Below are 24,555 nucleotides of genomic sequence, written 5' to 3' on the forward strand. Positions count from 1 at the left end.
GCCTGCCTCCCTCCTGGTGGGGAGCCGCCCCCGGTTGTGTGCCGTCCCCGCTCACTCCGCCTCGCTCGCGATCGCGTTGACCGCCGCCGCCGCGATGGCGCTCCCGCCCCGGCGCCCCCGTACGACCAGATGCTCCAGCCGGGACGGATGCCCGGCCAGCGCGTCCTTCGACTCGACCGCGCCGACGAAGCCCACCGGGACGCCGATCACCGCCGCCGGGCGGGGTGCCCCTTCCTCGATCATCTCCAGGAGCCGGAAGAGGGCGGTGGGCGCGTTGCCCACGGCCACCACGGCACCCTCCAGCCGGTCGCGCCACAGCTCCAGCGCGGCGGCGCTGCGCGTGGTGCCGAGTTCCGCCGCCAGGTCCGGTACCGCCGGGTCGGTGAGCGTGCAGACGACCTCGTTGTCCGCGGGCAGCCGCTTGCGGGTGATGCCGCTGGCCACCATCGAGACGTCGCAGAGGACGGGGGCGCCCGCGCGCAGGGCCTCGCGGGCGCGGGTGACGACGCCGGGTGTGTAGCCGAGGTCGCCGGCGAGGTCGACCATCCCGCAGGCGTGGATCATCCGTACGGCGACCTGGGCGACGTCGGCGGGCAGCCCGGCGAGGTCGGCCTCGGCGCGGATGGTGGCGAAGGACTGGCGGTAGATCGCGGCGCCGTCCTTCTCGTACTCGAACGGGTTCTCGACCACTGTGCTCTCACTCATCCGTCGACGTCCGTGCTGCGGGCCCGGTGATTCTACGAATGTACGAGCCCTTTCCCACCACGTTCGGACGGTTGATTCTCTGAAAGTGAGAAGCTAATTTACGTTGACAGAGAAGGTCGAAATCACTGCGGAACCACTGTGCAGTCACTGCGGACCACTGCGGAGGAACGTCATGGAACGGGACGACCTGATCCTGATCAGCGTGGACGACCACATCATCGAGCCGCCCGACATCTTCGTGAACCACCTCCCGAAGCGGTATCTGGACGACGCTCCGAAGCTGGTCCACCGCGAGGACGGCAGTGACGTGTGGCAGTTCCGCGACAGCACCATCGGCAACGCCGCGCTGAACGCGGTCGCCGGTCGGCCCAAGGAGGAGTACGGCCTCGACCCCCAGGGCATGGACGAGATCAGGCCGGGCTGCTACGACGTGCACGAGCGCGTCAAGGACATGAACGCCGGCGGAGTCCTGGCCCAGATGAACTTCCCGTCCTTCCCCGGGTTCGCGGCGCGACTGTTCGCCACGGACGACGACGACTTCTCGCTGGCGCTGGTGCGGGCGTACAACGACTGGCACATCGACGAGTGGTGCGGCGCGTACCCGGGCCGCTTCATCCCCATGGCACTGCCCGCGATCTGGTCGGCGGAGCTGTGCGCGGCCGAGATCCGCCGGGTGGCGGAAAAGGGCTGCCACAGCCTCACCTTCCCGGAGAACCCGGCCGCCCTGGGCTACCCGAGCTTCCACGACGAGTACTGGAACCCGGTGTGGCAGGCGCTGTCCGACACGAACACGGTGATGTCGGTGCACATCGGTTCGTCCGGGCGGCTGGCGATCCCGGCGGTGGACTCTCCGCCGGACGTGATGATCACCCTCCAGCCGATCAACCTGGTGTCGGCGGCGGCCGACCTGCTCTGGTCCCGGCCCGTCAAGGAGTACCCGGACCTGAAGATCGCGCTGTCGGAGGGCGGCACGGGCTGGATCCCGTACTTCCTGGAGCGGGTCGACCGGACCTTCGAGATGCACGCGACGTGGACGCTCCAGGACTTCGGCGGCAAGCTGCCGTCCGAGGTGTTCCGCGAGCACTTCCTGACCTGCTTCATCAGCGACGACCTCGGTGTGAAGCTCCGGCACGAGATCGGCATCGACAACATCTGCTGGGAGGGCGACTACCCGCACAGCGACTCCATGTGGCCGGACGCGCCGGAACAGGTCCACGGCGTCCTGGAGAAGCACTCCGTGCCGGACGAGGACACCATCAGGATGACCCATGAGAACGCGATGCGCTGGTACTCCTTCGACCCCTTCTCGCACATCCCCAAGGACCGGGCCACGGTCGGCGCCCTGCGCGCGGCGGCCCAGGGCCACGACGTCAGCATCCGCTCCCGGAGCCGTCAACTGACCGAACCGGTCGACAAGTTGGAGGCGTTCCGGACCCGGGCGCGGGCGGCGGTCGCGGCTGCCGCGGCGGGCAGGTAGGAGGCACGCCGGTCACTGTGGCGGGCCGGGTCCTGCCGCCGCCAGGTGACCGGTGCCCGTAGGGGCAGCCCGGCCTGCCCCGCTGACTCCTGACGGGGGCCGATCGCCACCGTAACGTCGAACAGTGAGCCTTTGGACTTCCCTCGAACCTGCTTCGGCCACGGTGGACCCCGGTGGCAGTACGACCGTGCGGCTGCGGCTGCGCAACACCGGTGACGTGGTCGACGAGTACCGTTTCGAACCCGTCGGTGCTCTCGCGCCCTGGACCACGGTGGAGCCCGCCTCGCTGCGGCTGTACCCGGGGACGACGGGGACGGTGGAGCTGACGTTCGCGCCGCCGCGCACCCCGGACGCGACAGCGGGACCGAACCCCTACGCGGTACGGATCACACCGACCGAACATCCCGAGGCGACGACCGTCCCCGAGGGCAACCTGACGATCACCCCCTTCACGGAGGTGCGGGCCGAACTCGTACCCCCGACGGTGAAGGGCCGTTTCCGGGGACGCCCGAAGCTGGCCGTCGACAACCTCGGCAACACGAAGGTGACCGCGTCGCTCAGCGGGGGCGACAACGGCGACCACCTGTCGTACGACATCCATCCGGGCAACGTCCAGATCGAACCCGGCCGTGCCGCGTTCGTGAACGCGACGCTGAAGCCACGCCAGCTCACCTGGTTCGGCTCCAAGCAGGAACGGCCCTACACCCTCGCGGTGAAGCGGTCGGGGGTGACGCCGCTCGCCGTCGAGGGCACCTACGTGCAGCGGAGCTTCCTGCCCGGCTGGCTCGCCACCGCGCTCGGCGTCTTCCTGGCGCTCGCGATCACCTTCGTGATGCTGTGGATCGCCTACAAGCCCAGGGTCACCAGCAGCGCCCGGGAGCTTCAGGAGGTCGCCGTCAGCACGCTGCCGCCTCCCCTCTCGACACCCACGCCTACGGCGCCGTCGGCCCCTTCCGCCCCGGCCGCACCCGCCGAGCCTGCCCAGCCGTCACCTCAGCCGACGGCCCCGGCGCAGGCGGGCGGAGACGACGAGGGCGAGAAACCCCCGTCGGCCGAGCCGAAGGCCCCGAGCGTGCTGCCCGCGTCCGGCATCATGCTGCGCAACCCGACCACCAGGATGTGCGCCGACCTCCCGCCCGCCGACGACACCGACTCGAAGGGCCGGGTCGTCCAGTCCACCTGCGACGAGAACGCCGCCGGCACCCAGCGGTGGAACCTGGAGGTGAGGTACCCGAAACTGGGTCCCGGCGGCTCGGCGCTCTTCCAGATCCGCAACGTCAAGGACCAGCTCTGCGTGGACCTGTCGGACTACGGTGCCAAGCCCATCAGGTCACCGATCCTCGAATACACCTGCAACGGCACGACCGCCGACAACCAGCTGTGGTGGCTGGCGAAGCAGCCGAGCGGCGACTACTGGATCCGCAACTACGCCAGCAACAACGCGTGCCTGGACGTCGCCGGCTACAGCACCGGCGGCAAGGGAACCGACCTCACACTCTTCACCTGCTCCAACACCGACGACCAGGAGTGGCAGATCATCCACCCCTCAACCACCTGACCAGAGGCTGACCGACACGAACGGATCCAGCCTCTCTTTCTCGCGCAGCACGCTCATGAAGCGACGCCCGGTCGGAGCCACCACGTGCGCCCCGCAGCGTCCGTGGGAAGTTTCCCCGCCGTGCCCCTTCTGTTGGCCAGGTCTGGCTACCTTCGCCTCGCCCGGTCCGGTACAGGAGAGGTTCATTCATGAGCACGCCGATCCACCGCACCCCGACACGGCAGTCCGCAGCCGTCCTGGCGTCGGCCCGGCACCGTGAGGGAGGGAGCCGGACCCGGAGTACGTCCGCACGCTCGCCGGAGCGCGTCCTCCTGGAGATGCAGTCCCGTGCCGGCAACCGGGCCACGACCGCGGTGGTGCAGCGCGTACGGGCCGAGAGAGGGAACGCGGCGGCGACCGGTGACGCGTCCCCCGGAGCGAAGAAGAAGAGCTATCGCGACCGGATCGCCGCGCTCCTCGACAGGTTCAAGAAGAATCTCGAACCCATCGACACCTTCATCAAGGGCTTCCAGACCCCCACCAACGCGGCCTTCAGCCAGCAGGCCGCCGTCGCGGCCAACGAGGGCCTCAAGCACTCCGCCGCCGCCTCGGGGACCTCCGCGGCGTCGGGCAACCTCCTCACGGAGGCCGCCGGCACCGTGGTCAGCGGCATGGACGCGTACAAGAACATGAAGGGCGCCAAGAAGCACGAGACCGGGGCCGACCACCACACGGCGATGAAGAAGGCCAGGACCAAGGGGACCGACACGGTCGTCGGCGCCGCCGGCTCGGGAAGCTACAGCGCCGCCATCGCCAAGGAGGTGACCAAGATCCAGAAGGCGGCGGACGCCGCGGTGGCATCCGAGGCGAGCGGTGTCGCCGGCGCTTCCGTCGGCGCGATCAAGGGCATGCGGTCCGCCTTCCGCATCGGGGGAGCGGCCAACAAGTACAAGCAGGTCAAAAAGCTGGGAGATCCCCACCTCGTCCATGCGGGGTCACTGGCGCGGCTGAACGAGTCGCAGGTGCAGGCCGACTGGGCCGCAGCGGAGGCCTACGTCGCGCTGGACACCTACTGGAAGCACGAGGGCCCGGGACGGCTGGAGGCCGTTTCCGAGGCCATCGACGCCGCCTGGGAGGCGATGGGCGAAGCCCGTGACGCCGCCGAGAGCCTTCAGCACGCCGAGAACGACGTGGAAAAGCTGAGCAAGGTGCAGCAGTACGCGAAGAAGAAGCAGCTCACCAAGATAGGCAAGGAGACGGCCGCCGGCGGGGGCGAGTCCGTCAAGGCCGCGGCCGGCGTCGTGACGGCGGTCGCGGCGGGAACAGCCGGCCTGGCGAGCAACCCGGTCGGATGGGGCCTCGCCGGGGCCGGGGCCGGTCTCGTCCTCGGCGTCACCCTGTACAAGGCGCTCCGCGCCGCCACGAAGCGCTACGAGGAGGTCCACCACCCCGAGCGCTGGGCGCCGCAGGGCGAGACCCCGGCGGAGGCCGCCTCCCGCAAGGAGTCGCTGAAGCACGCGATGAAGTTCTGGAAAAAGGTGTCGAAGGGCGAACGCCAGGCGATGGCGCGCGAGATCTACGCCCTGGCGGCGGGCCCCGACATCTCCGGGAACACCACGGCCGAGATGCGGGAGTCCGCCAGGTCCCTGCTCGTCGCCCTCAAATCCGGACCCGCCAAGCACAAGCTGGAGCCGGACGCGTGGGCCGAGACCCTCAACGACCCGGCGAAGACCTCCGGTTGGATCGCGGAGATAGCGGAGCAGCTGGCCTCGGGGTGACCTGGAGCGGGCCGGCCACCGGGGTGCCGACGGGTCGGATGCGAACGGCACCCGGGCCGCACGGCTCAGCGCTACGTATTCGACTACGTAGTTCTACTGGAGACTCCGGAAGGCGGCGTTGGAAGACTCGCCCCATGAGCTTCCTGACGGAGCGGTGGTGTCACGCCGGGGAGCTTGCCGCCTCCCTGCCGGGCAACCGTTGTCGGCGGTCCGACGGGGTAGCGAACGCTGTCCATTCAGTAGAGCCCGGCTGAGCATTGGAGAGTTCTCCGTTGGTTTCCAAGATTCGTGTCCTTCTGGGCATGCTCGTGCTCCTGGCGCTGGCCATCGGCGCCATCGTCCTGCTCGCGGCCATGAAAGCCGGTGCCACCTGGTTCACGATCGTTCCTCTCGGCATCCTTTTCATCGGCGCGTCCGTCATCCGGTCGCTCGGATGGTTCGACAAGAAGGCCGGTGGCTGACCGGGCGGCCGGCAGGTCGGGGTGGACGGTCTCCGAGTGGATGACCACGCGGGTGAGGCCGGCGGCGCGCAGGACACACAGTTCTCCTGCGGCGCTCTGCCCACGGGGCAACAGCAGGCCCCTCCGCCCGGCTCGTCCGTTCGCGGGTTCGGCTCAGGCAGCCGTGGATTTCCGGTCCCGGCGAGGGCCGGGGCACGACGGCGGGCGGGAGGGGCGGGGGTTCGTTCCGCCCCTTCGGGGCCCCTCCGGGCATCAAAGAACCCGACCGCTGGCGACGGGGGATGCACCAGCGATCGGGCTCTGGCCAAGGGTAACAAGACTGCATGCTCAGTGGGAGCCGACTGCTCCCCTATGGCGACCAGTTGTGACTGGGATCACTCTCATTCACCCCTGCTTCCGTACAACCGTTTCCGTGGACCGCAGGTGACGTGAGCAAGCGCTTCCCCGTGTCGGGCGCTTCAGGGGATCATGAAGCATGCGCCCGGACGACTGGCACTTCACCGAAGACATCGACGAGTTCCTCGACCGGGCCGGAGACTTCCTCCGCTCACGGCCCGCCCTGCACACCACCGCGCTGACCACGTTCGAGAAGCTGCGAACGGGGGGAGCGGGCGCGAACGACGCGGAAACCCCCCTCTTCGGCCGGCTGGAGCAGTCGGGCGGGGTAAGCGCCGTCTGCTACCGCTTCACCCGGCGAAACCTGCTGAGCGTCACCCCCCTCGTCCCGGAGCAGGCCGACGGTCTCGCCGCCCGCCTCGCCGCCCACCCGGACGCCCTCGGCCGGCGTCTCCCGGGCGTCAGCGCGGAACAGGGCACCGCCACCGCCTTCGCCGAGGCCTGGCAGCGGCGCACCGGCGCGACGACGACCTTCCGCGTCCCGATCAACCTGTACCGCCTGGGCACGCTCACCCCACCGCAGCCGGTCCCGGCGGGCCGGGGCCGGCCCGTCGGCGAGGACGAGCACGAGCACCTCATGCAGTGGTGCCGTGAGGTCGCGGAGGAGTTCGGGGAGGACATCACCATCAACGCCGACACCTGGGCCGGCACCCGCTTCGGCGAGAAGAGCTACACCTACTGGGAGACCCCGGACGGCACCCCCGTCTCCATGGCGGGCGTCAACCCGACGGTCGCCGGCCACGTCCGGGTGGACCCCGTCTACACCCCGGCCCACCTGCGCGGTCGCGGCTACGCGGGCGCCGTGACGGTCGAGGTCACCCGCGCCGCGCTCGCCGCGGGGGCCACGGACGTCGTCCTGTACACGGACCCCGCCAACCTCACCAGCAACGCCCTCTACCAGCGCATCGGCTACCGGCTGATCGCCGTCTGGGGCGTGTACGACTTCACCTGAGCGAGGGGAGAGGGAGGGGCGCGTCCCCTACTCGTCGCACGGGGGCTCGTACGGCAGCCGTGGCAGATACTCGTGCCACTTCTCGGCCGTCAGGACGCGCCGGGTCGTCGAGCAGATGTGGGTGACCGCCGCGTCCACGTCGAGGTTCCACAGCCGGACCGTGTCCGCGCCGCTCGACACCCCGACGATGCGGCCGCGGGGGCTGAACGCCAGGAAGTTGCCCGTCTTGGCGTTGGGACTCATCGACTGGCCGATGGACGTGGCCCGCGACGGATCGCTGACGTCCCAGAGCCGGACCCCGTTGTCGTTGCCGCCGCTCGCCAGTACCTCACCGTTCGGGCTGAACGACAGCGCCTCGACCGCCTCGGTGTGCCCGGTGAGCGGAGGGCCCAGGCTGTGCGTCCCGGCCGGGTCGGTGACGTCCCAGAGGCGGACCGTGCCGTCGTCGCTCCCGCTGGCCAGCGTACGGCCGTCCGGACTGTAGGCGAGTTCGTTGACGGGACCGAGGTGTCCCTTGAGCACCTTGCCGAGGGTGGCCCGGGCCGGGTCGACGACGTTCCAGAGCCGGATCGTGCCGTCGGAGCTCGCGCCGGCCAGCGTGCGGCCGTCCCGGCTGAAGACGAGGGAGCTGACGTAGCCCTTGTACCCGGTGAGCTGGGAGCCCAGCGGACGCAGCCGGGCCGGGTCGCTCGCGTCCCACAACTGGATGGTGAAGTCCTCGTAGGCCGTGGCCAGCGTGCGTCCGTCCGGGCTGAACGCCACCGAGGCGGCGAACCGCGTCCTCACCTTCACGGGGTCCGCCCAGGCGACGGGGTGCTTCGAGTCGCTGACGTTCCACAGCTGCACCGTGCTGTTCCCGGCCACCATCGCGAGCGTGCGGCCGTCCGGGGAGAACACCGGCGTCCGTACCTCGCCCTCCCCGGGTGTGAACGGTTCGCCCTGGGCCACCGGGTGGTCGGGCCGCTCCACGTTCCACAGCCGGACCCGTCCGTCACGCGAACCCGTGGCGAGCAGCTTGCCGTCCGGGCGGAACACCCCGAGGCGGCCGATCATGTCCGTCGTCGGCAGGGACCACAGCCGGACCCTGCTGTCGCCGCTGCCCGTGGCGAGCGTACGGCCGTCGGGGCTGAAGCCCAGCGCGTACATCTCGCCGCTGCTGCCCGCGAGGGGTTCGCCGACCTGGGAGGGGTACTGCGGATCGCTGACGTTCCAAAGGCTCGCGGTGCTGTCCGCGCTGGCGGCGGCCAGCGTGGACCCGTCCGGGCTGAAGGCCACCGACCAGATCGCGTCCGTGTGGCCGGTGAGCGGCGCGCCGAGCTGGGAGGCGTGCGCGGGGTCGGACACGTCCCACAGCCGGATCGTGTCGTCGGCGGCGCCGCTGGCGAGGGTGCGGCCGTCCGGGCTGAAGGCCACGGAGTGCACCAGGTCCGTGTGCCCGGTCAGCTTCGTGCCGTACGGCTTCGGATCGTCCGGCTTCGACACGTCGTACAGCCGGATCGCGTTGTCGTCGCCGCCCGCCGCCAGTTTCCGGCCGTCGTGGCTGAACGCGATCGCGCGCACCGCGGCGCCCGCGCCGGTGAGGGTGCCGATCGATCTGGGGCGGGCCCGGTCGGCCATGTTCCACAGGCGGACCGTGCGGTCCTCGCCGGCCGAGGCGAGCGTACGGCCGTCCGGGCTGAAGGCGATGAGATAGATCGTGCCGTCGTGCTCGGTCAGGGGCGCGCCGAGGGAGCGCGGACGCGCGGGGTCGGACAGGTCCCAGAGGCGGATCGTGCCGTCGTCGCCCGCGGCGGCGAGGGTGCGGCCGTCGGGGCTGAAGACCGCGCTGCTCACCCAGCTCGCGTTCGCGGCGAGGGGTTTGCCGAGCGGCTTGGGGTCCGACGGGTCCGCCACGTTCCACAGGCGTACGGTCCTGTCGTAGCTGGCGGTGGCCAGGAGCCGCCCGTCCGGGCTGAACGTGGTGAGGTAGACGGCGCCGGTGTGACCGATCAGCGGGGTGGACAGCGGGGTGTTCACGATCGAGATCAGCCGGCTGCGGGTGCCCGCGTCGTCCGGACGGAGACCGTGGGCGACCAGACTGAGCTGCGCCGACAGCGACGGGTCCGTGTACTGGACGCGGTCGGCCTCGGCGAGCACGTTCTCGAACACCGCGTCGTCGCGCTGCTGCCGGGCGATCAGCGCGGCCCCCGCGGCCAGCAGGGCCAGCACGACCACCACGGCGACGGCGGCGCGGCTGATCACCACGGTGCGTCGGCGCAGCCTGACCGAGGCGGCCAGGAACTGCACCGCGCTGCGGGTCAGGGAGGTGTCACCGGCTGACCTCGCCCAGGTGTGGGCCTGCTCCAGCCGGGAGCCCCGGTAGAGGAGGGACGAGTCGCGCTTCGACTCCTCCCAGGATCTGCTGTCGTCCTCCAGGCGCTGGCGCAGCAGGTTGCCGCCCCGGTCCTCGTCGATCCAGTCGCGCAGGCGCGGCCAGGCGTGCAGCAGCGCCTCGTGGGTGATCTCCACGCTCTCCGCGTCGAGTGTCACCAGCCGGGCGCGCACCAGCGCTTCGAGGGACTCCTCCGTCTTGCCCGGGTCCGTCGACTCGGCGGCCAGCTGCCGTCGCGTACCGCGTCTGCGGGTGGCCTGGGTGTCCTCGCCGAGGCGCACCAGCCGCAGCAGGAGCAGCCTCGCGGCGGTACGTGCCGCCGGGTCGAGGCCGGTCCAGGCGCGCTCGGCGGTCGCCGCGACCGCTCCCTGGATACCTCCGGCGGCGCGGTAGCCGGACAGCGTCAGCCGGCCTGCCTTGCGGCGCTGCCAGGTGGCGAGCAGGGCGTGCGAGAGGAGCGGCAGCACGCCCGCGTCGTGGGTTCCGCGCGGGCCGTCGGCGCTCACCTCCCGCACGATCAGCTCGGCGAGCCCCGGTTCGAGCTCCAGGCCGACCGCCTTGGCGGGACCGGTCACCGCCTCCCGCAGCTCGGCCGTGGTCAGCGGCCCGAGGACCATGTGCCGGTGCTGGAGCGCGTCGGCGAGTTCGGGATGGCGCAGGCACTGGTCGTAGAAGTCCGCGCGGATGCCGAGGACGACGAGCGCGGGTGCCCCCTCACCACGTCCGGCCCGCTCACCGGGTCCGGGAGGGGAGGAAGCGGCGTGCAGGAGCTGGATGAAGGTGTTGCGGACCGTCTCGTCGGGGCAGAGGGTGAACGTTTCCTCGAACTGGTCGACGATGATGACGGGGCGGGCTGAGGACACGGTCCCGGAGTCGGAGTCGGGGCCGGGGGCGTCGCGGCGGGCCCAGGCGGCGACCGTCTCCCGTACGGCACGGGCGAATTCGGGCGTACCGGGTTCGGCCGCCGGCTGCCCGGTCGGCGACACGATCTCCGAGAGCCCGGGGATACGGCAGGTCAGCTCGGCGAGGGGATCACTGCCCGGGACGAGCTGGAGGACCTCGCGGGCCGGCTGACCCGGGCCGCCCAGCGCCCCCTCCTGCAACGCGGGCACCAGCCCGGCGCTCAGCAGGGACGACTTGCCGGCCCCGGACGCGCCCACGAGCATGACCAGACCGCAGGTGCCGGTGCCGACACCGGCACCTGTGCCGCTGTCGGTGTCGGCGGACGCGGTCCCTGCGGTCTCCGGGGCCGCCGGGGTTTCCGCCGCGCGGAGCTGGGCGACAAGGGCGTTGGTGCTCCGCTCCCGGCCGAAGAACCACCGGGTGTCCTCCAGACGGTACGAGGCGAGGCCCAGATAGGGGCACACCCCGCCCGGCACGGCCACGACCTCGGCGGCGGCCGGTTCCTCCTCGTCCAGGGACCCGGTGTCCCGGCCCCCGACGGGGTCGGCGACGGCGCGCTCCCACAGGTGCTGCCACTGGACCATGTCGTACAGCCCGGGGGAGACGGGCACGGGCCGGTCGCGCCGGGCCTGCGGGACGAGGACACTCAGGACGGCGGCGAGGGCGGCGAACTGGGCGGGCACGTTCTTGGCCCGCCGCCAGTCGCTGATCCGCTGGACGGAGACCCGCACGGGGCGCCCGCGCTCGTCGACCCGCTGCAACTGGGCGACGGCTTCGGACACCCGTTTGAGGGGAGGATTACCGGCCTCCTTGTACAACAGCGAGAGCCGCTCCGCGAAGGCCGTGCGTGCCCCTGAGTCGGAACTCAAGGTCTCCACCCCTTACTTCCCCCGCCTCGTCATCCGGTGTCATCCGGACCGGAAAACCCATTCTATATGGCTGACCTGCGGTTAAGCCGTCCGGCCTGTACCGGAACCTCCACTCTTGGAGCCTTGGATGGCAGGATCATGACGCAACAAGGAACCAGCCACGTGGCGTCCACCCGGACCACCAGCGCAGCGATCCCCAGGGCAGCTCGGGAACCGAACGTTCTCGGCCAGCTTCCGTCGGATTCGCCGGCCGGGGGAGTCGGTCGCACCGCGTGGGCCTGAGATCCGCGGAAAACCGGCATCGTCCGGACGCGTCCCGGATCCCCGTCCATCGTTCGGCACCGGTCCCCACGTGGGGAGGGACCGGTGCCGAACGGCGCGTTGCGGCCGCAGTACGGTGCCGGTACGCGCAGGGCCTTGTCGGGGTTGTTGGGGGAGAACCGTTGAGCGCTCGGATTCTGGTCGCCGAAGACGACGAGATGCAGTCCCGCCTGATCCGGATCTATCTGGAACGGGAGGGGAACGCGGTGCAGGTCGTCGCCGACGGCCGCGCGGCCCTGGAGCGGGCCCGCTCGACCCGGCCCGACCTCATCGTCCTCGACGTGATGCTGCCCCTGGTCGACGGACTCGACGTGTGCCGCATCCTGCGCACCGAGTCGGACGTGCCGATCCTGCTGCTCACCGCCCGCACCACCGAGGAGGACATGCTCCTGGGCCTCGACCTCGGCGCCGACGACTACCTCACCAAGCCGTACAGCCCCCGGGAACTGACCGCGCGGGTGCGGGCGCTGCTGCGCCGGTCCCGCAAGGCGGGCGCGGCGGCGCAGCCGTCGGTGCTGCGGGTCGGCGAGATGGAGCTGGACACGGCGCGCTTCGAGGTACGGATGGGCGGCCGGCCGGTGGCGCTGACCTCCAAGGAGTTCAACATCCTGGAGACCCTGGCCCGCGAACCCGGCCGCGTCTTCACCCGGGCCCAGATAATCGAACGCGTCTTCGGGTACGACCGGGACGTACTGGAGCGCACGGTCGACGCCCACGTCATGAACTTACGCAGGAAGCTGGAAGCGGGACGCCAGGGCGGACCCCGGCTGCTGGAAACGGTGTACGGCCGGGGCTACCGCCTGGCCGACGGTTCGACAGCGCCCTGAAGGGACGCGGGGCCCCGTCGGCATCCGCCTCCGCCGGAGCCGCGGTGGAACGGGCGCCTACCCGGCGGAGCGCTCAGCCGCCCTCGGCAGCACGATCGTGAACGTCGTCCCCGCCCCGACCTCGCTGCGTACGTCGATCGTGCCCCGGTGATCCGTGACGATCTGGCGGGCGATCGACAGCCCGAGCCCGCTGCCCCCGGTCGCCCGCCCCCGTGACGCGTCCGCGCGCCAGAAGCGGTCGAAGAGGTGCGGCAGGTCCTCCGGCGATATCCCCTTGCCGGTGTCCCGGACCTCCACGACGGCCAGCTCCCCCCGGGGGAGCACGGCCAGCGTGACCGAGCCGCCCGCCGGGGTGGCCCGCAGCGCGTTGCCGACCAGGTTCCCGACGACCTGGCGCAGCCGGTCCGTGTCCGCGGTGACGTGGACCGGCTCCGGCGCCTCCAGCCGCAGCGCGACACCCGCCGCCTCGGCCTGGGCGTGATGGGCCCGGCGCCCGGCCTCCAGGATCTCGCGCAGGTCGACGTCGGCGGGGTGGTAGGTGAGCGCGCCCGCCTCCGCGAGGGCGAGATCCTGAAGGTCGTCCACGATCCGCTGCTGGAGCAGGGCCTCCCGGTGGAGGGATTCGAGCAGTTCGGGGGTCGGGTCGACGACCCCGTCCCGCAGCGCCTCCAGATACCCGCGCAGGTTGGCCAGCGGGGTGCGCAGCTCGTGCGCGATGTCCCCGGTGAGCCGGCGCTGCCGTTCCTCGCCGGCCTGGATGGAGTCGGCCATACGGTTGAAGGCGCCGCCGAGCTGTGCGATCTCGTCCCGCCCGGAGACGGGCACCCGGCGCCCGAGGTCGCCCTCGCCGAGCCCCTTCGCGGCGACCGTCATGGCCCGTACGGGACGCAGGACGGCCCTGCTCAGCAGCAGCCCGACGGCGACGACCGCGAGGGCGACGCCCGCCGCGACGGCCACTGTGGGCGCGGCGGCAAGGGTGGGCGCCGACTCGTTCCGCACACCGAGCCGGACCTCCAGCCGGGGCGGGGCGGCCGGGCCGACCCGGCTGTTGAACACCCGTTGCAGACAGACGGTGAACTGCTGCTGGGCCCGGCAGGCGTCGACGGCGTCCAGATCCGCCGGGGCCAGCGGACCGTCGGTGCCCGGCGCCGGGCACCGCGCGGGCCGCCGGTCGGTGCTGTACCGGGGGATGCCCAGGCCGTCCGGCCGGACGGTCACCTCGGCTCCGGCCTCCGTGAGGCAGGCCGCGTACGCCACTTCGGCGCGGTATTCGGCGATCGCGACGGAGACCTGCTTCATCGAGGCCCGGTGCCCCTGCCCCGCGGGCACCTTCAGCACCGGCCGCGCGTCCACCAGCACCGCGGGCTGGCCGCTCAGGGCACGGGGCGTACGTCCGGCCAGGGCGTCGGAGTCGGTGAGCAGTACGTCGGACTCGGTGGCGACCCGGATGCGCTGGCCGGTGTCCCGGGCGAGCTCGGCGACCGTGGGCGAGAGCCCCTCCCAGGTGCCGTGGGTGAATCCGTACGTCCGCAGCTCGCCGGTGATCCGGGCGACCTCCTGCCGCCCGGCCGTGACGGTCTCCTGGACCTGGCGGTTCGCCTGCCGCAGGGTCAGCCAGCCGGTGGCGGCGGTGGCGGCCAGGGCGACCAGCATGAGCAGGCCGAGGACCCGGAGCCGGAAACTCATCGCGTGACCCTTTCGGTGCGGATGGCGGCGGATGACAGCGGATGACAAGAGGGCGGGGTCGGCCAGAAAACCCCAGGAGTGGCGAATTCTCCCCCCAGTCACTTTCGGCCTGTGAAGTATCAGATATGGACAGTTGCGAGCGGAATTATTTCTTCAGCATTAACGCGAGGTGATCGTACTTAAGCCACTGGCTCCCCAGTTGTCGCAGGGGGTCCAGGGGCCGCTGCTTTCGCATTTCGCAGCGCCGACGAATCACATACAGGGGGTATGAAATGAAGCGTCGAATCGCGGCCGTCGTTCCCGCACTCGCGGCCGTGGCCATCGCCGTTCCGCTGTCCATCGCCTCGCCGGCCAGTGCGTCCGCCTCGTGCGGCACCACCGTGGCCGACAAGGACGGCAGCTCCTGGAACAAGACGGCCAACGGGGCCAACGAGCGCAGCGGTTCCAGCACCGGCTGCACCATCAAGGGCATTGCCTACAACACCCAGGCGCTGGACTACCACTGCTGGACCTCCGGCGAGGGCGGCACCTGGACGTTCGTCAGGAACGACGCCACCGGTGTCACCGGCTGGATCCGCGACGACCTGCTGAGCGACAACGGCAGCAGCGTGTACTGCGGCTTCTGATCCGCCCGGTACGGCTCGCACAGTGAAATAGCGCGACAGCGGGGGCGTTCCCGGTTCTCGGGTCCGCCCCCGCTCCGTACCACCGGAACGTCGGCCAGAACGCCCGGTGGTGGTCATGTGCCGGCCAGCGCCTCCGTCGGAGCCAGCCGGCTCGCCCGGACCGCCGGATAGAGCCCGGCGATCATGCCGATGAGCAGGGTCGAACCGATGCCCGCGACGCTGGCCCACGCCGGGACGACCGTCGGCCAGTCGCGGCTGACGGCGTAGCCCGCCGTGATGGCCGTGCCGAGCACCGTCCCGCCCAGCCCGCCGATGAGGGACAGCAGCAGCGACTCCGTCACGAACTGCGTCCGGATCTGGCCCCGGGTCGCCCCGAGAGCGCGGCGCAGCCCGATCTCCGGCCGCCGCTCCAGCACCGAGATGACCATGGTGTTGCCCACGCCCACCCCACCGACGAGCAGCGCGACCCCGCCGAGCCCGAGCAGCAGCCCGGTCAGCGCCGACTCGGTGGCCTCGCGGGCCGCGAGCGCGTCGGAGGGCCGCGAGATCTGCACCTCGCCCGGCTTCTCCGGGTAGGCGGTCGCCGCCAGCACCGACCGTACGGCGGTCACCTGGCTGTCCTCGGCACGGACGTAGACCGTCGACGGATGACCGTCGAAGCGCAGATAGCTCCGGGCCGCCTGCCAGCCGACCAGCGCGGCACTGTCCAGCTCCGGCGCCAGCGGCACGGGTTCGAGGACGCCGATCAGGGAGAACCAGCGGCCACCGATCCACAGCCGGGTCCCCGGGGTGTACACGTCCAGGCGCTGCGCCGCCGTGGCGCCCAGCACGACCGCCGGGTACTTGTCGGTGGCCGAGTCCAGCCAGCGGCCCCTGTTCATCTCCCCGCCGACGGCGGGCAGCAGGTCGGTGCCCGACGCGAGCACGGTCAGCGAGTTGGTCCGTCCGATGGCGATGCGCTCGTTGCGGTACACGCTGGCGCTGACCGCGCCGGTGGCGGTCACCTGCTCCACGGGCGGGATACGCCGGACCATCGCGACAGCCTCGTACGGCAGCCTGGTCTTCTCGCCCGTGAGGGACTCGCCGGGGGCGACCCGCAGCAGGTTCGTCCCCAGGGCGTCCAGCCGCCGGTCCACCTCCGCCTGCCCTGACCCGGAGATACCGACCACCGCGACCATGGCGGCGACCCCGATGGCGATCCCGAGCGCCGACAGGAACACCCGCAACGGCCGCGTCCGCAGCCCGGTCCCGCCGAGCCGTACGACGTCGGCGGGCCGCAGCCGCGCGGCGCGCAACGGCCTGGGCCTGTCCAAGGGGTCGGTCACCGATGCGCCCCGATCGTCGTACTCGAACCCGAAGTCGTGTTCTGCGGGGTGTCGTTGATGAGACGGCCGTCGCGCATCTCGATACGGCGGGGGAGCCGGCCGGCGATCTCCAGGTCGTGGGTGATGACCACGACCGTCGTACCGGCCGCGTGCAGTTCGCGCAGCAGTTCCAGTACGGCGGCCCCCGACACGGAGTCGAGGTTGCCGGTCGGCTCGTCCGCCAGCAGGACCGACGGCTCGCCGACCACCGCACGGGCGACCGCGACCCGCTGCCGCTCGCCCCCGGAGAGCTGGTGCGGCAGATGCCGGACGCGATGGCTGAGCCCGACCCGGGCGAGCGCGGACGCGGCCCTGGCCCGGCGGCGGCGCATCGGCATGCCCGTGTAGAGCAGCCCGTCCGCCACCGAGTCCAGCACCGGGACCCCGACGGCCAGATGGAACTGCTGGAAGACGAAGCCGATCCGGGTGGCCCGCAGCGCGGAGACCTCACGGTCGGACAGCTTCGCCACGTCGTACCCGTCGACCAGGACCCGCCCCGCCGAGGGCCGGTCCAGGCTCCCCATGAGGTGCAGCATGCTCGACTTGCCGGACCCCGACGGCCCGACCACCCCGACCAGTTCGCCGCGCCCGATCCGCAGACTCACGTCACGGACGGCGGCGACCCCGCCGGGATAGGTCTTGGAGACGCCGTCGAACTCGACAACGGGCGTCGGCGCGACAGCAGTCGACGCGGCCGGAGCCGACGTGGTCGGAGTCGATGCGGCCGGAGTGGCCGTGGTCGGAGTCGACGCGGCCGGAGGTGCGGACTCGTTCACTCGGGAATCCTCACCTTCATGCCCTCGTCCACCCCGGGACCGCTGACCTGCACGTTCCCGTCGGCGAAGAGTCCCGTCCTCACCGCGACGAACCGGCCGTCCTCGGTCTCCAGCCCGTGTCCGCCCTCGGCGAGGGCGACCAGCGCGGCGACCGGCACACTCAGCACGTCCTTGACCTCACGGCCCACGTACTCGACGGTGACGGGCCCGCTCTCCAGCCGTCCCACGGACTTCTGGTCCGCGATGGTGATGGTCACCGGCAGGGTCGCGGCGCCCGCCCCCGACTCGCCCTCGGAGCTGCCCCCCTCGGGGGCGCTGGCCTGCCGCCCGACCGAGGCGACCTCGCCCTTGACGGACTTCCCGTCGGGCAGCGTGATCCCGACGACCGTGCCGCGTACGGCCCAACCGGCGTCCGCCGCCGAGGCGTTGACGACGACCTTGCGTGCCGTACCGGTGTACGTCAGCGTGTTCTCGCCGACGGCCGCGCCGAGCCGGGCGCCCGGCTGACCGATCCGTACCTTGCCGGCGGAGTAGATGACGTCCCCGACACCGACCGTCCCGGTCTCGGCCAGCCCGAGCGACTTCTGCCAGCGCTTGACGGCCCGCGCGGTGGCGTCGGTGAACTTCTCGTCCACCGTGAAGCCGGTGTAGCCGAGCGCGGCGAGGTTGGTCTCGAACTGCAGGACGTCCATACCGGTGAGCGGCGCGGGTGCCGCGGTTCCTGTTCCTGTCCCTGTTCCCGTTCCGGTTCCCGTCTCCGTTCCCGTGGTGGGGGAGGGGGACGCGGCGGCGCCGGTCCCGGTGTCGGACTCCCCGGATCCGGACTCCGCGGACCCGGCGACAGAGGAGGAGGCGGCGGTCGAGGTGAGAGCGAGATCCCGGTACATGGGCATCGACCCGTACAGCAGCACCACGGGACGGTCGTCGACCCGCAGCAGCGTGTCGCCGCGCTCCACCGTCGCGCCCTGCTGGGGCAGCCAGGTCACGGTGCCCGTCGCCTTCACCGGCAGCGGTATCTCCGTACCGAAGCCCAACTGCCCGTCCACGTCCGTGCGTTCGGTGAGCGTCGCCCGGGTGACCGGAACGACCGAACCGGCCCGGGGCGGTGCGCTCGGGCCCTTCTCCTCGCCGCCGCCGAGCCCGAGAGCCCCGACCACGGCGACGGCCGCCACGACGACCACGGCACAGGCGATGAGCGCGGTGCGCCGGCCACGCGCACCGCGGGGCGGTTCGGTTTCCGCCGGGTCGACGTCCGTCGGCTCGGCGTCGTCGAAGTGCGTCACGGTGTCCGTCTCCGTCACGGTCAGCCCTTGCCCGGGGCGGCGGTCGCCGGAACGCCGATGATCGGCCCGCAGACGCGGGTGGCCCGCTTGGCCCCGGCCGACGTCTGGTCCCACTCGCCCTGGCCCAGCCCGTCGGCACCCGGGTCGGGGAAGTCGGCGGCGCCGTTCTTCTGCATGCAGGTGGCGTACTCCTGCTTCACCTTGATCTGCGCGGCGGTGAGCGCGGGCTGGTTGCCCTTCTCGACGCTCTCGGGAACGGCCGTCAGATACTCGGCACACGCCACCGAGGCGGTCTTGAACTTCGGGTCCTTCTTCAGGGCCCGCAGATTGTCGCCGCCGCCGAAGTCGATGTTGCCCTGCGCGTCCGGGTCCGGTGCGTCGATCCCGTTCTCCCGCAGACACTTCACGTACTTGCCCTGGGCCGCCACGTACGCGGCCACATCGTCCCCGGAGCCGTTCCCGGCCGACGAGCCGGACGCCGTGGTCGCTCCACCGCTCGCCGCCGTGGGAACCTTCGAGCCACCGTCGTCGCCTCCGCAGCCGGTCAGCGCGAACGCCATGACCGAGGCCGCCACGGCCAGCAGTACCCGATTCGTCCTCATCGGTTTCTCCCCGTCCTCCTGTCGTGCCCGGCCACGAACGCGGCGGGCAGCCCGACGGTAGAACGGACATGATGAAGAACTTTTGAAGAACCTGTCATCCGATCATGCGACCGGATTGCATGCGCATGCGCCTGTGTTTGTGTCTGTCGTCTGCGTCTACGCAAAGGCTCTCGGCTCTCGGCTCTCGACGACGCCGTGCCGCAGGGCGAGGATCGGTCCGTACCACGCCGCGAATCGGGGAGGGCGGGGCAATGAGGGCGATCGTCGTGGGCGCGGGCATCGGCGGACTGGCCGCGACACTGAGCCTGCGCGCGGCCGGTCACGAGGTCACCCTCGTCGAGCGGGCGCGGCGCTTCACCGAGATCGGCGCCGGCATCCAGCTCGCGCCCAACGCCACCCGCGTACTGCGCCGGCTGGGCCTGCTCGACACGGTCGCCGCCCGGGCCGCCCGCCCCTCCAGGCTGAGCTTCCGCACCTGGTCGGACGGCACCGAGATCTGCGGCTACGTGCTCGGCCCCGACGTCGAGGACGAGTTCGGGGCGCCCTACCTGCAGGTCCACCGGGCCGACCTGCACCAGGCCCTGGCCGCCAGGATTCCGCCCCGCTCGGTGCGGCTGAACACCCAGGTCGTGGGCATCGACCAGGACGACAGAACCGCCCATGTCACCACGGCCGACGGTGAACGCCTCGGCGCGGACCTGGTCGTGGCCGCCGACGGGGTGCGGTCCGCCGCCCGCCAGTGGCTGTTCGGCGCCGACGAGGCCGTCTTCTCCGGTACCGCCGCCTACCGGGCACTGCTCCCGGCCGCCGAGGTGGCCGACCTGGACCTGCCGGAGTACGCGGCCTGGCTCGGACCGGGCCGGCACGTCGTCCACTACTGGGTGCGCGGCGGCCGACTCCTCAACCTGGTCGCCGTGTTCACAGCAGGGGCCGCGGAGTCGGAGTCGGTGCGCGAGTCATGGACCGCCCGGGCGGAACCGGGAGAACAGCTCCGCGAGTTCGCCGGCTGGGACCGCCGGGTGCTCACCGCCCTGGGACGCGCCGGCCAGGTGTTCCGGTACGGCATCAACACCCGCGCCCCGCTGGCCCGTTGGAACATAGGCAGGGTGACGCTGCTCGGCGACAGCGCCCATGCGATGGTGCCGTTCCAGGCCCAGGGCGCCGCCCAGGCCATCATGGACGCGGCGGTCCTGGGCGACTCCCTCGCGGACACGGCCCCGGCGGAGATCCCGGACGCGCTCACCCGGTTCGTACGCCGACGGCTCGCCACCGCGACGCGGGTGCAGGCCGGTTCGGCGAGCGCGGGCGATGCCTACCACCTGCCGGACGGGCCGGAGGCCGAGGCCCGCAACGCCCGGATGGTGGCGTACGGCGACGAGAACAGGTTCGGCCCGCACGCGACGGCGTGGCGGGACGACGTACCGGAGGAGTGAGTGGTCGGGGGCAGGTGGGTGTGGCCGTCTCTCAGGCCCGCCCACGGGACTCGGGGGTGCGCCGCGCCAGCGAGTCGAAGATCACCGCGGTGATCAGCACCCCACCCGTGATCATGAACTGGACGGCGGTCTCGACGCCCAGCAGCGCCATGCCGGAGGCGATCGACTGGATGATGAGCACCCCCAGCAGCGCGGACCAGGTCGAGCCGCGTCCGCCGAACAGGCTGGTGCCGCCGATGACGGCGGCGGCCACGGCGTTGATCAGCAGCATGCCGGAGCCCGAGACCGGGCTCGCCGAGGTGAACCGCGACGCGACGAACAGCCCGCCGACCGCCGCCAGCGTCCCCGACACCATGAACACCGAGATCCGTACGCGCGTCACGTCGACGCCGGCCCGCCGTGCCGCCTCCACTCCGCCGCCCAGGGCGAGGACCTGCCGTCCGTAGGGCGTGCGGCGCAGCAGCAGGTCCGAGGCGACGATGACCCCGAGGAAGATCAGCAGCGCCAGCGGGAGCCCCTCGAAGCGGTCCAGCACGGAGACCGCGGCGAACGCGACGAGGGCGACCAGGGCCGTACGCACCCAGATCTCGCCCACCGGCCGGCACGGCATCCCGGCGCCGGCCCGGCGTCCGCGGTCGCGCAGGGAGACGAGGAGGTGGACGGCCGTGCAGAGCGCCGCGAGCCCGTAGGTGAGGACGGGGGCGCTGAAGTAGCGGCTGGTCAGCGTGGCGACCAGCCCGTCCTCGCTGAAGTGGATGGAACTGTCCGGGCCGAGCAGGTAGAGCATCAGGCCGCTCCAGGCCAGCAGTCCGGCGAGGGTGACGACGAAGGCGGGTACGCGGAACCGGGCGAAGAGGAACCCGTGGAGCGCCCCGATGGCCGTACCGCAGATCACCGCGATGACCACGGCGAGCCATTCCGTCATACCGAGGTTCACGTTCAGCGCCGCGAACAGGGCGCCCGCCAGACCGGCGAGCGACCCCACGGACAGATCGATCTCACCGATCAGCAGGACGAAGACGATGCCGACGGCGACCATGCCGGTCCCGACGATGTCCACGCTGAGGACGGACAGGTTGCGCGGCGACAGGAAATGATCGTTGAGGCACTGGAAGACGACCCAGGTCACGGCGAGCGCGAGGAGCACCGGGGCGGGCCCGAGCCCGCCCTCGCGCACCCTGCGGCGCACGGCACCGGCGCACGCCACGAGGCGCGGCCTCACTTTCCCGGCCACGCCTCTCGGCGCCGCACCTCTCACGGCCACACCTCGTCCGCGTGCGGCCGGTGGGCCACGGCATGGTCGGCCGCGCCGGTGATGGAGGAGATGATCTGCTCCTGTGAGGTGGTGTTGACGTCGAAGAGGCCGTTGTTGCGGCCCAGCCGCAGGACGGCGACCCGGTCGGCGACGGCCTTGATGTCGCTCATGTTGTGGCTGATGAGGAGCACCCCGAGCCCTTTGTCGCGCAGTTCCTCGATCAGGTCGAGGAGCTGGTTGGTCTGCTGGATGCCCAGGGAGGCGGTGGGCTCGTCGAGCAGGAGCAGCCGGGGCGAGGCGAGAAACGACCGGGTGATCGCGACGACCTGCCGCTGGCCGCCGGAGAGACTGGCGAGAGGCACCCGTACGTCGGGAATCCGGATGGACAGCGTGTGCAGCAGCTCGCGGGTGCGGCGCTCCATCTCGACCTCGTCGAGGATGCCGAAGCGGTGGATCTCCCGGCCGAGGAAGAGGTTGGCGACGACATCGAGGTTCTCGCACATCGCGAGGTCCTGGTAGACGGTCGCGATCCCGAGGAGGCTGGCGTCCTGGGGCCGCCGGATCTGGACGGCGCTGCCCTCCCACTCGACCACACCCTTGTCCGGGGGCCCGACCCCCGAGATCACCTTGACCAGGGTGGACTTCCCGGCGGCGTTGTCACCGACCAGGGCGACCACCTCGCCGGCCCTGACCTCCAGTTCGATGTCGACCAGTGCCTGTACGGCGGCGAACCGCTTGGACACACCGCGCAGCGCCAGCAGGGGCTGACCGGGCACGGGGCCACCTCCTTAGGACGCGTCAGGTGAGGCCGGCCCGGTCACAGGCGGCCCGGAGGGCAGGCGTACAGATCTCGTCGACGGTGTACATACCGTCCTTGACCAGCGTCTCCCCGATATTGCCGACAGTCACCGGGACGGACGGCAGCAGGACCGCCGGCACGTCCTCGGTGGTGGGGCTGTCGACGCTGCCGGTGGCGATGGCCCCGACCTTCTCGCCGCGCCCGAGGGCGACGGCCATCTCGACGGTCGCGTCGGTCGCGCGCTTGAAGGGCTTGTAGACGGTCATGTACTGGTCGCCCTTGACGATCCGCCGTACGGCCGTGAGGTCGGCGTCCTGTCCGGTGATCGGGGGCAGCGGCCTGACCTTGGCGGCGTTGAGGGCGGAGACGACGGCACCGGCCATGCTGTCGTTGGCGGAGAGAACACCGTCGATGTTCTCCGCGCCGAGGGCGGCGATGGCGCCGGTCATGTTGACGTAGGCGTTCTCGGGCCGCCACCCGACGGTGTCGTACGACTTGGCGATCCGCACCCTGCCCTTGAGCACGGCAAGCGCGCCCTCCTTGTACCACCCGGCGTTGGGGTCGGTGGTGGCCCCGTTCATCATGACGATCCGCCCACCGTCGGCCTCGGCGCCCATGGCCTTCAGCAGCCCCTCGGCCTGGAGGCGCCCGACCTCCTCCCCGTCGAAGGTGACGTACCCGGAGATCGGCCCCTGCGCGAGCCGGTCGTAGGCGACGACGGGAATACCGGCCCGGTGCGCGGCCTCGACGGAGGGCCGCATCAGCTGGGGGTCGACGGCGGCGAGGACGAGCACGTCCACACCCCGGGTGATCATCGCCTCGAACTGCTGCTGCTGAACCGTCGGGTCGGCCGTGGCGGCGACGGTCGCGGCAGGACAGTCCGGGCACAACTGCTTCAGCTTCTTCACGATGAGCGGCTTGTCGAACTGCCCGAACCGCGAGGAGCCACCTCCGGGCAGGAGAACACCCACGGTGGGACTGTCGCCGCCGGCTCCTTCGCCGCCTTCGTTTCCACAGGCCGCGACCAGGCCCAGACCGGCGGCGACCGAGACCGCGAGGAACCCACGTTTCAGGGCTGGAGGACCGGCACCGAGACCCATGTTCGGTTCCTTAGAACTGTTGTGCGATTCTGGAGCGCAGTAAAAAATCAACCCAAAAGGTATGTATGCGACCTTGAAGTCAAGCGTAGCCAAACCGCCGGGGTCCCGCGCACCGCCACCCGGCGTGACGGCTTCGCCGGCCGGAGCGGCACCGGGGGCACACTTCTCCCTCAGATGAGTTTCCGGTCCCCGTGCACGACCTGCCGGGCGACGGTGTCGGAGGACACCTCCTCGGCGAACGCCACGGCCTTGATGAGCGCCAGCGCGTCCGCGACCGAGCAGCCGATCCGTACGGACACCATCCCGACCGCCTGGTGCACGGTGGCTCGTACGTCGGTCCCGCCGTAGAGGTCCGGGTCGGCGTCCGGGTCGAGCAGCACGATGCGGGTGAGGGCCTCGGCGACCTCGGCGAGGCGGGCGGGCCCCGCGTCCGCCGGCCGCGGGTCGAACACCGTCAGCGACCCGATGCAGTTGTCCTGGGTCCGCAGCGGTACGGCGGCCACCGAGGCGACACCCAGCGACACCAGGGAAGGCCCGTACCCCGGCCAGCGCGCCTCGATCCCGGGCCCGGACACATGCACCGGACGGTGTCCCGCCACCGCGTCCTGGCCCGGACCCTCACCCAGTACGTACTCCAGGTCCTGGGCAGCACGGGACAACTGGTCCGACACGGCGACCGCGAGCTGGTTCTGCCCGGCGTCGAGCAGTGCCATCGCCGCACTGTCGGTACCGCACGCCTCCGCGACCACCGTCATGAACCGCGGCCGGGTGCCCCGCCCGCCGGCCCACGCCGTCGCACGGAGGGCGAAACTGTCCTGGAGCCGGGCCGAGGCGCGATGGCACTCGGCGGTTCTGCGATGCGCACCGGCGATCTGGCTGTGGAACTCCCGCCCGGACTTCGCCGCCAGCAGTTCGTGCCGCTCGGCCGCCGCCTCCGCCCGGTCCGCGCGCTCACGGGCCAGCGCGGCACGTTGCCGTGCCGCAGCCGCCAGACCGAGGTCCTCCGGGCGCCCCTGCGGGTCCATGCGCCCAGG

At 71.5% G+C, this 24,555-nt stretch carries 19 protein-coding genes; 8 read left to right on the forward strand and 11 right to left on the reverse strand.

Annotated features, from left to right (window positions below; all coding sequences use genetic code 11):
• Nucleotides 1–51: 51 nt before the first annotated feature.
• Nucleotides 52–705: a precorrin-8X methylmutase gene (locus tag OG595_RS23085; protein ID WP_329274960.1), complete on the reverse strand. Its 654-nt coding sequence runs from the start codon at nucleotides 703–705 to the stop codon at nucleotides 52–54.
• A gap of 172 nt (nucleotides 706–877) precedes the next feature.
• Between OG595_RS23085 and OG595_RS23090 the strand changes: the two genes are divergently transcribed.
• The 5 genes from OG595_RS23090 to OG595_RS23110 all read left to right on the forward strand — a co-directional run bounded on the left by OG595_RS23090 (nucleotide 878) and on the right by OG595_RS23110 (nucleotide 7,306).
• Nucleotides 878–2,182: an amidohydrolase family protein gene (locus OG595_RS23090; RefSeq protein ID WP_329274962.1), complete on the forward strand. Its 1,305-nt coding sequence runs from the start codon at nucleotides 878–880 to the stop codon at nucleotides 2,180–2,182.
• A gap of 124 nt (nucleotides 2,183–2,306) precedes the next feature.
• Entirely contained in the window at nucleotides 2,307–3,740 is a 1,434-nt protein-coding gene (locus OG595_RS23095; RefSeq protein WP_329274964.1) for an RICIN domain-containing protein, read from the forward strand.
• Between the two features lie 188 nt (nucleotides 3,741–3,928).
• Nucleotides 3,929–5,497: a hypothetical protein gene (locus OG595_RS23100; RefSeq protein ID WP_329274967.1), complete on the forward strand. Its 1,569-nt coding sequence runs from the start codon at nucleotides 3,929–3,931 to the stop codon at nucleotides 5,495–5,497.
• Between the two features lie 302 nt (nucleotides 5,498–5,799).
• Nucleotides 5,800–5,958: a hypothetical protein gene (locus OG595_RS23105; protein ID WP_329274969.1), complete on the forward strand. Its 159-nt coding sequence runs from the start codon at nucleotides 5,800–5,802 to the stop codon at nucleotides 5,956–5,958.
• Between the two features lie 475 nt (nucleotides 5,959–6,433).
• A complete protein-coding gene (locus OG595_RS23110) occupies nucleotides 6,434–7,306 on the forward strand; it encodes a GNAT family N-acetyltransferase (protein WP_329274970.1) in 873 nt (290 codons plus the stop codon).
• A 27-nt stretch (nucleotides 7,307–7,333) separates the two neighbouring features.
• Here OG595_RS23110 and OG595_RS23115 read toward each other — a convergent pair whose 3' ends face one another.
• A complete protein-coding gene (locus OG595_RS23115; protein WP_329274973.1) occupies nucleotides 7,334–11,458 on the reverse strand; it encodes a WD40 repeat domain-containing protein in 4,125 nt (1,374 codons plus the stop codon).
• A 434-nt stretch (nucleotides 11,459–11,892) separates the two neighbouring features.
• Between OG595_RS23115 and OG595_RS23120 the strand changes: the two genes are divergently transcribed.
• Nucleotides 11,893–12,597 carry a response regulator transcription factor gene (locus OG595_RS23120; protein ID WP_329274976.1) on the forward strand — a complete coding sequence of 235 codons (705 nt, stop codon included), beginning with the start codon at nucleotides 11,893–11,895 and terminating at the stop codon, nucleotides 12,595–12,597.
• A gap of 57 nt (nucleotides 12,598–12,654) precedes the next feature.
• On the opposite strand, the gene OG595_RS23125 is transcribed toward OG595_RS23120, so the two are convergent.
• Nucleotides 12,655–14,283, reverse strand: a complete 1,629-nt coding sequence (locus OG595_RS23125) for a sensor histidine kinase (protein ID WP_329274979.1) — start codon at nucleotides 14,281–14,283, stop codon at nucleotides 12,655–12,657.
• A gap of 272 nt (nucleotides 14,284–14,555) precedes the next feature.
• Between OG595_RS23125 and OG595_RS23130 the strand changes: the two genes are divergently transcribed.
• Nucleotides 14,556–14,909: an SH3 domain-containing protein gene (locus OG595_RS23130; RefSeq protein ID WP_329274981.1), complete on the forward strand. Its 354-nt coding sequence runs from the start codon at nucleotides 14,556–14,558 to the stop codon at nucleotides 14,907–14,909.
• Nucleotides 14,910–15,022: 113 nt separating this feature from the next.
• On the opposite strand, the gene OG595_RS23135 is transcribed toward OG595_RS23130, so the two are convergent.
• Genes OG595_RS23135 through OG595_RS23150 form a run of 4 tightly spaced genes read right to left on the reverse strand, consistent with a single transcriptional unit; the run spans nucleotide 15,023 to nucleotide 18,934 of the window.
• Nucleotides 15,023–16,234: an ABC transporter permease gene (locus OG595_RS23135; protein WP_329274984.1), complete on the reverse strand. Its 1,212-nt coding sequence runs from the start codon at nucleotides 16,232–16,234 to the stop codon at nucleotides 15,023–15,025.
• Complete coding sequence (locus tag OG595_RS23140) at nucleotides 16,231–17,049, reverse strand: ABC transporter ATP-binding protein (RefSeq protein ID WP_329274987.1); 819 nt, start codon at nucleotides 17,047–17,049, stop codon at nucleotides 16,231–16,233. Before OG595_RS23140 ends, OG595_RS23135 begins: the two co-directional genes overlap by 4 nt.
• Nucleotides 17,046–18,350 carry a peptidoglycan-binding domain-containing protein gene (locus OG595_RS23145; RefSeq protein WP_329274990.1) on the reverse strand — a complete coding sequence of 435 codons (1,305 nt, stop codon included), beginning with the start codon at nucleotides 18,348–18,350 and terminating at the stop codon, nucleotides 17,046–17,048. Before OG595_RS23145 ends, OG595_RS23140 begins: the two co-directional genes overlap by 4 nt.
• A 2-nt stretch (nucleotides 18,351–18,352) precedes the next feature.
• Complete coding sequence (locus tag OG595_RS23150; RefSeq protein ID WP_329274992.1) at nucleotides 18,353–18,934, reverse strand: hypothetical protein; 582 nt, start codon at nucleotides 18,932–18,934, stop codon at nucleotides 18,353–18,355.
• A 251-nt stretch (nucleotides 18,935–19,185) separates the two neighbouring features.
• On the opposite strand from OG595_RS23150, the gene OG595_RS23155 reads away from it, so the two are divergent.
• The gene (locus tag OG595_RS23155; RefSeq protein WP_329274995.1) at nucleotides 19,186–20,367 is read left to right on the forward strand and encodes an FAD-dependent monooxygenase; all 1,182 of its coding nucleotides are present in this window, start codon (nucleotides 19,186–19,188) and stop codon (nucleotides 20,365–20,367) included.
• 31 nt (nucleotides 20,368–20,398) lie between these two features.
• On the opposite strand, the gene OG595_RS23160 is transcribed toward OG595_RS23155, so the two are convergent.
• The 4 genes from OG595_RS23160 to OG595_RS23175 form a co-directional block, all read right to left on the reverse strand.
• On the reverse strand, nucleotides 20,399–21,601 hold the full coding sequence (locus tag OG595_RS23160; protein ID WP_329274997.1) for a sugar ABC transporter permease: 1,203 nt from the start codon (nucleotides 21,599–21,601) through the stop codon (nucleotides 20,399–20,401).
• Between the two features lie 20 nt (nucleotides 21,602–21,621).
• Nucleotides 21,622–22,398: an ATP-binding cassette domain-containing protein gene (locus OG595_RS23165; protein ID WP_329275000.1), complete on the reverse strand. Its 777-nt coding sequence runs from the start codon at nucleotides 22,396–22,398 to the stop codon at nucleotides 21,622–21,624.
• Nucleotides 22,399–22,420: 22 nt separating this feature from the next.
• A complete protein-coding gene (locus tag OG595_RS23170; RefSeq protein WP_329275003.1) occupies nucleotides 22,421–23,521 on the reverse strand; it encodes a sugar ABC transporter substrate-binding protein in 1,101 nt (366 codons plus the stop codon).
• Nucleotides 23,522–23,691: 170 nt separating this feature from the next.
• Entirely contained in the window at nucleotides 23,692–24,546 is an 855-nt protein-coding gene (locus OG595_RS23175) for a GAF and ANTAR domain-containing protein (RefSeq protein ID WP_329275005.1), read from the reverse strand.
• Between the last annotated feature and the right edge of the window lie 9 nt (nucleotides 24,547–24,555).

The organism is Streptomyces sp. NBC_01451 (assembly GCF_036227485.1).
GTDB lineage: Bacteria > Actinomycetota > Actinomycetes > Streptomycetales > Streptomycetaceae > Streptomyces.

What these genes read in the sequence shown, in the direction of transcription:
- OG595_RS23085 (WP_329274960.1), bottom strand. Translation starts at nt 705, where the DNA reads ATGAGTGAGAGCACAGTGGTCGAGAACCCGTTCGAGTACGAGAAGGAC.
- OG595_RS23090 (WP_329274962.1), top strand. Translation starts at nt 878, where the DNA reads ATGGAACGGGACGACCTGATCCTGATCAGCGTGGACGACCACATCATC.
- OG595_RS23100 (WP_329274967.1), top strand. Translation starts at nt 3,929, where the DNA reads ATGAGCACGCCGATCCACCGCACCCCGACACGGCAGTCCGCAGCCGTC.
- OG595_RS23105 (WP_329274969.1), top strand. Translation starts at nt 5,800, where the DNA reads ATGCTCGTGCTCCTGGCGCTGGCCATCGGCGCCATCGTCCTGCTCGCG.
- OG595_RS23110 (WP_329274970.1), top strand. Translation starts at nt 6,434, where the DNA reads ATGCGCCCGGACGACTGGCACTTCACCGAAGACATCGACGAGTTCCTC.
- OG595_RS23125 (WP_329274979.1), bottom strand. Translation starts at nt 14,283, where the DNA reads ATGAGTTTCCGGCTCCGGGTCCTCGGCCTGCTCATGCTGGTCGCCCTG.
- OG595_RS23130 (WP_329274981.1), top strand. Translation starts at nt 14,556, where the DNA reads ATGAAGCGTCGAATCGCGGCCGTCGTTCCCGCACTCGCGGCCGTGGCC.
- OG595_RS23150 (WP_329274992.1), bottom strand. Translation starts at nt 18,934, where the DNA reads ATGAGGACGAATCGGGTACTGCTGGCCGTGGCGGCCTCGGTCATGGCG.
- OG595_RS23155 (WP_329274995.1), top strand. Translation starts at nt 19,186, where the DNA reads ATGAGGGCGATCGTCGTGGGCGCGGGCATCGGCGGACTGGCCGCGACA.
- OG595_RS23170 (WP_329275003.1), bottom strand. Translation starts at nt 23,521, where the DNA reads ATGGGTCTCGGTGCCGGTCCTCCAGCCCTGAAACGTGGGTTCCTCGCG.
- OG595_RS23175 (WP_329275005.1), bottom strand. Translation starts at nt 24,546, where the DNA reads ATGGACCCGCAGGGGCGCCCGGAGGACCTCGGTCTGGCGGCTGCGGCA.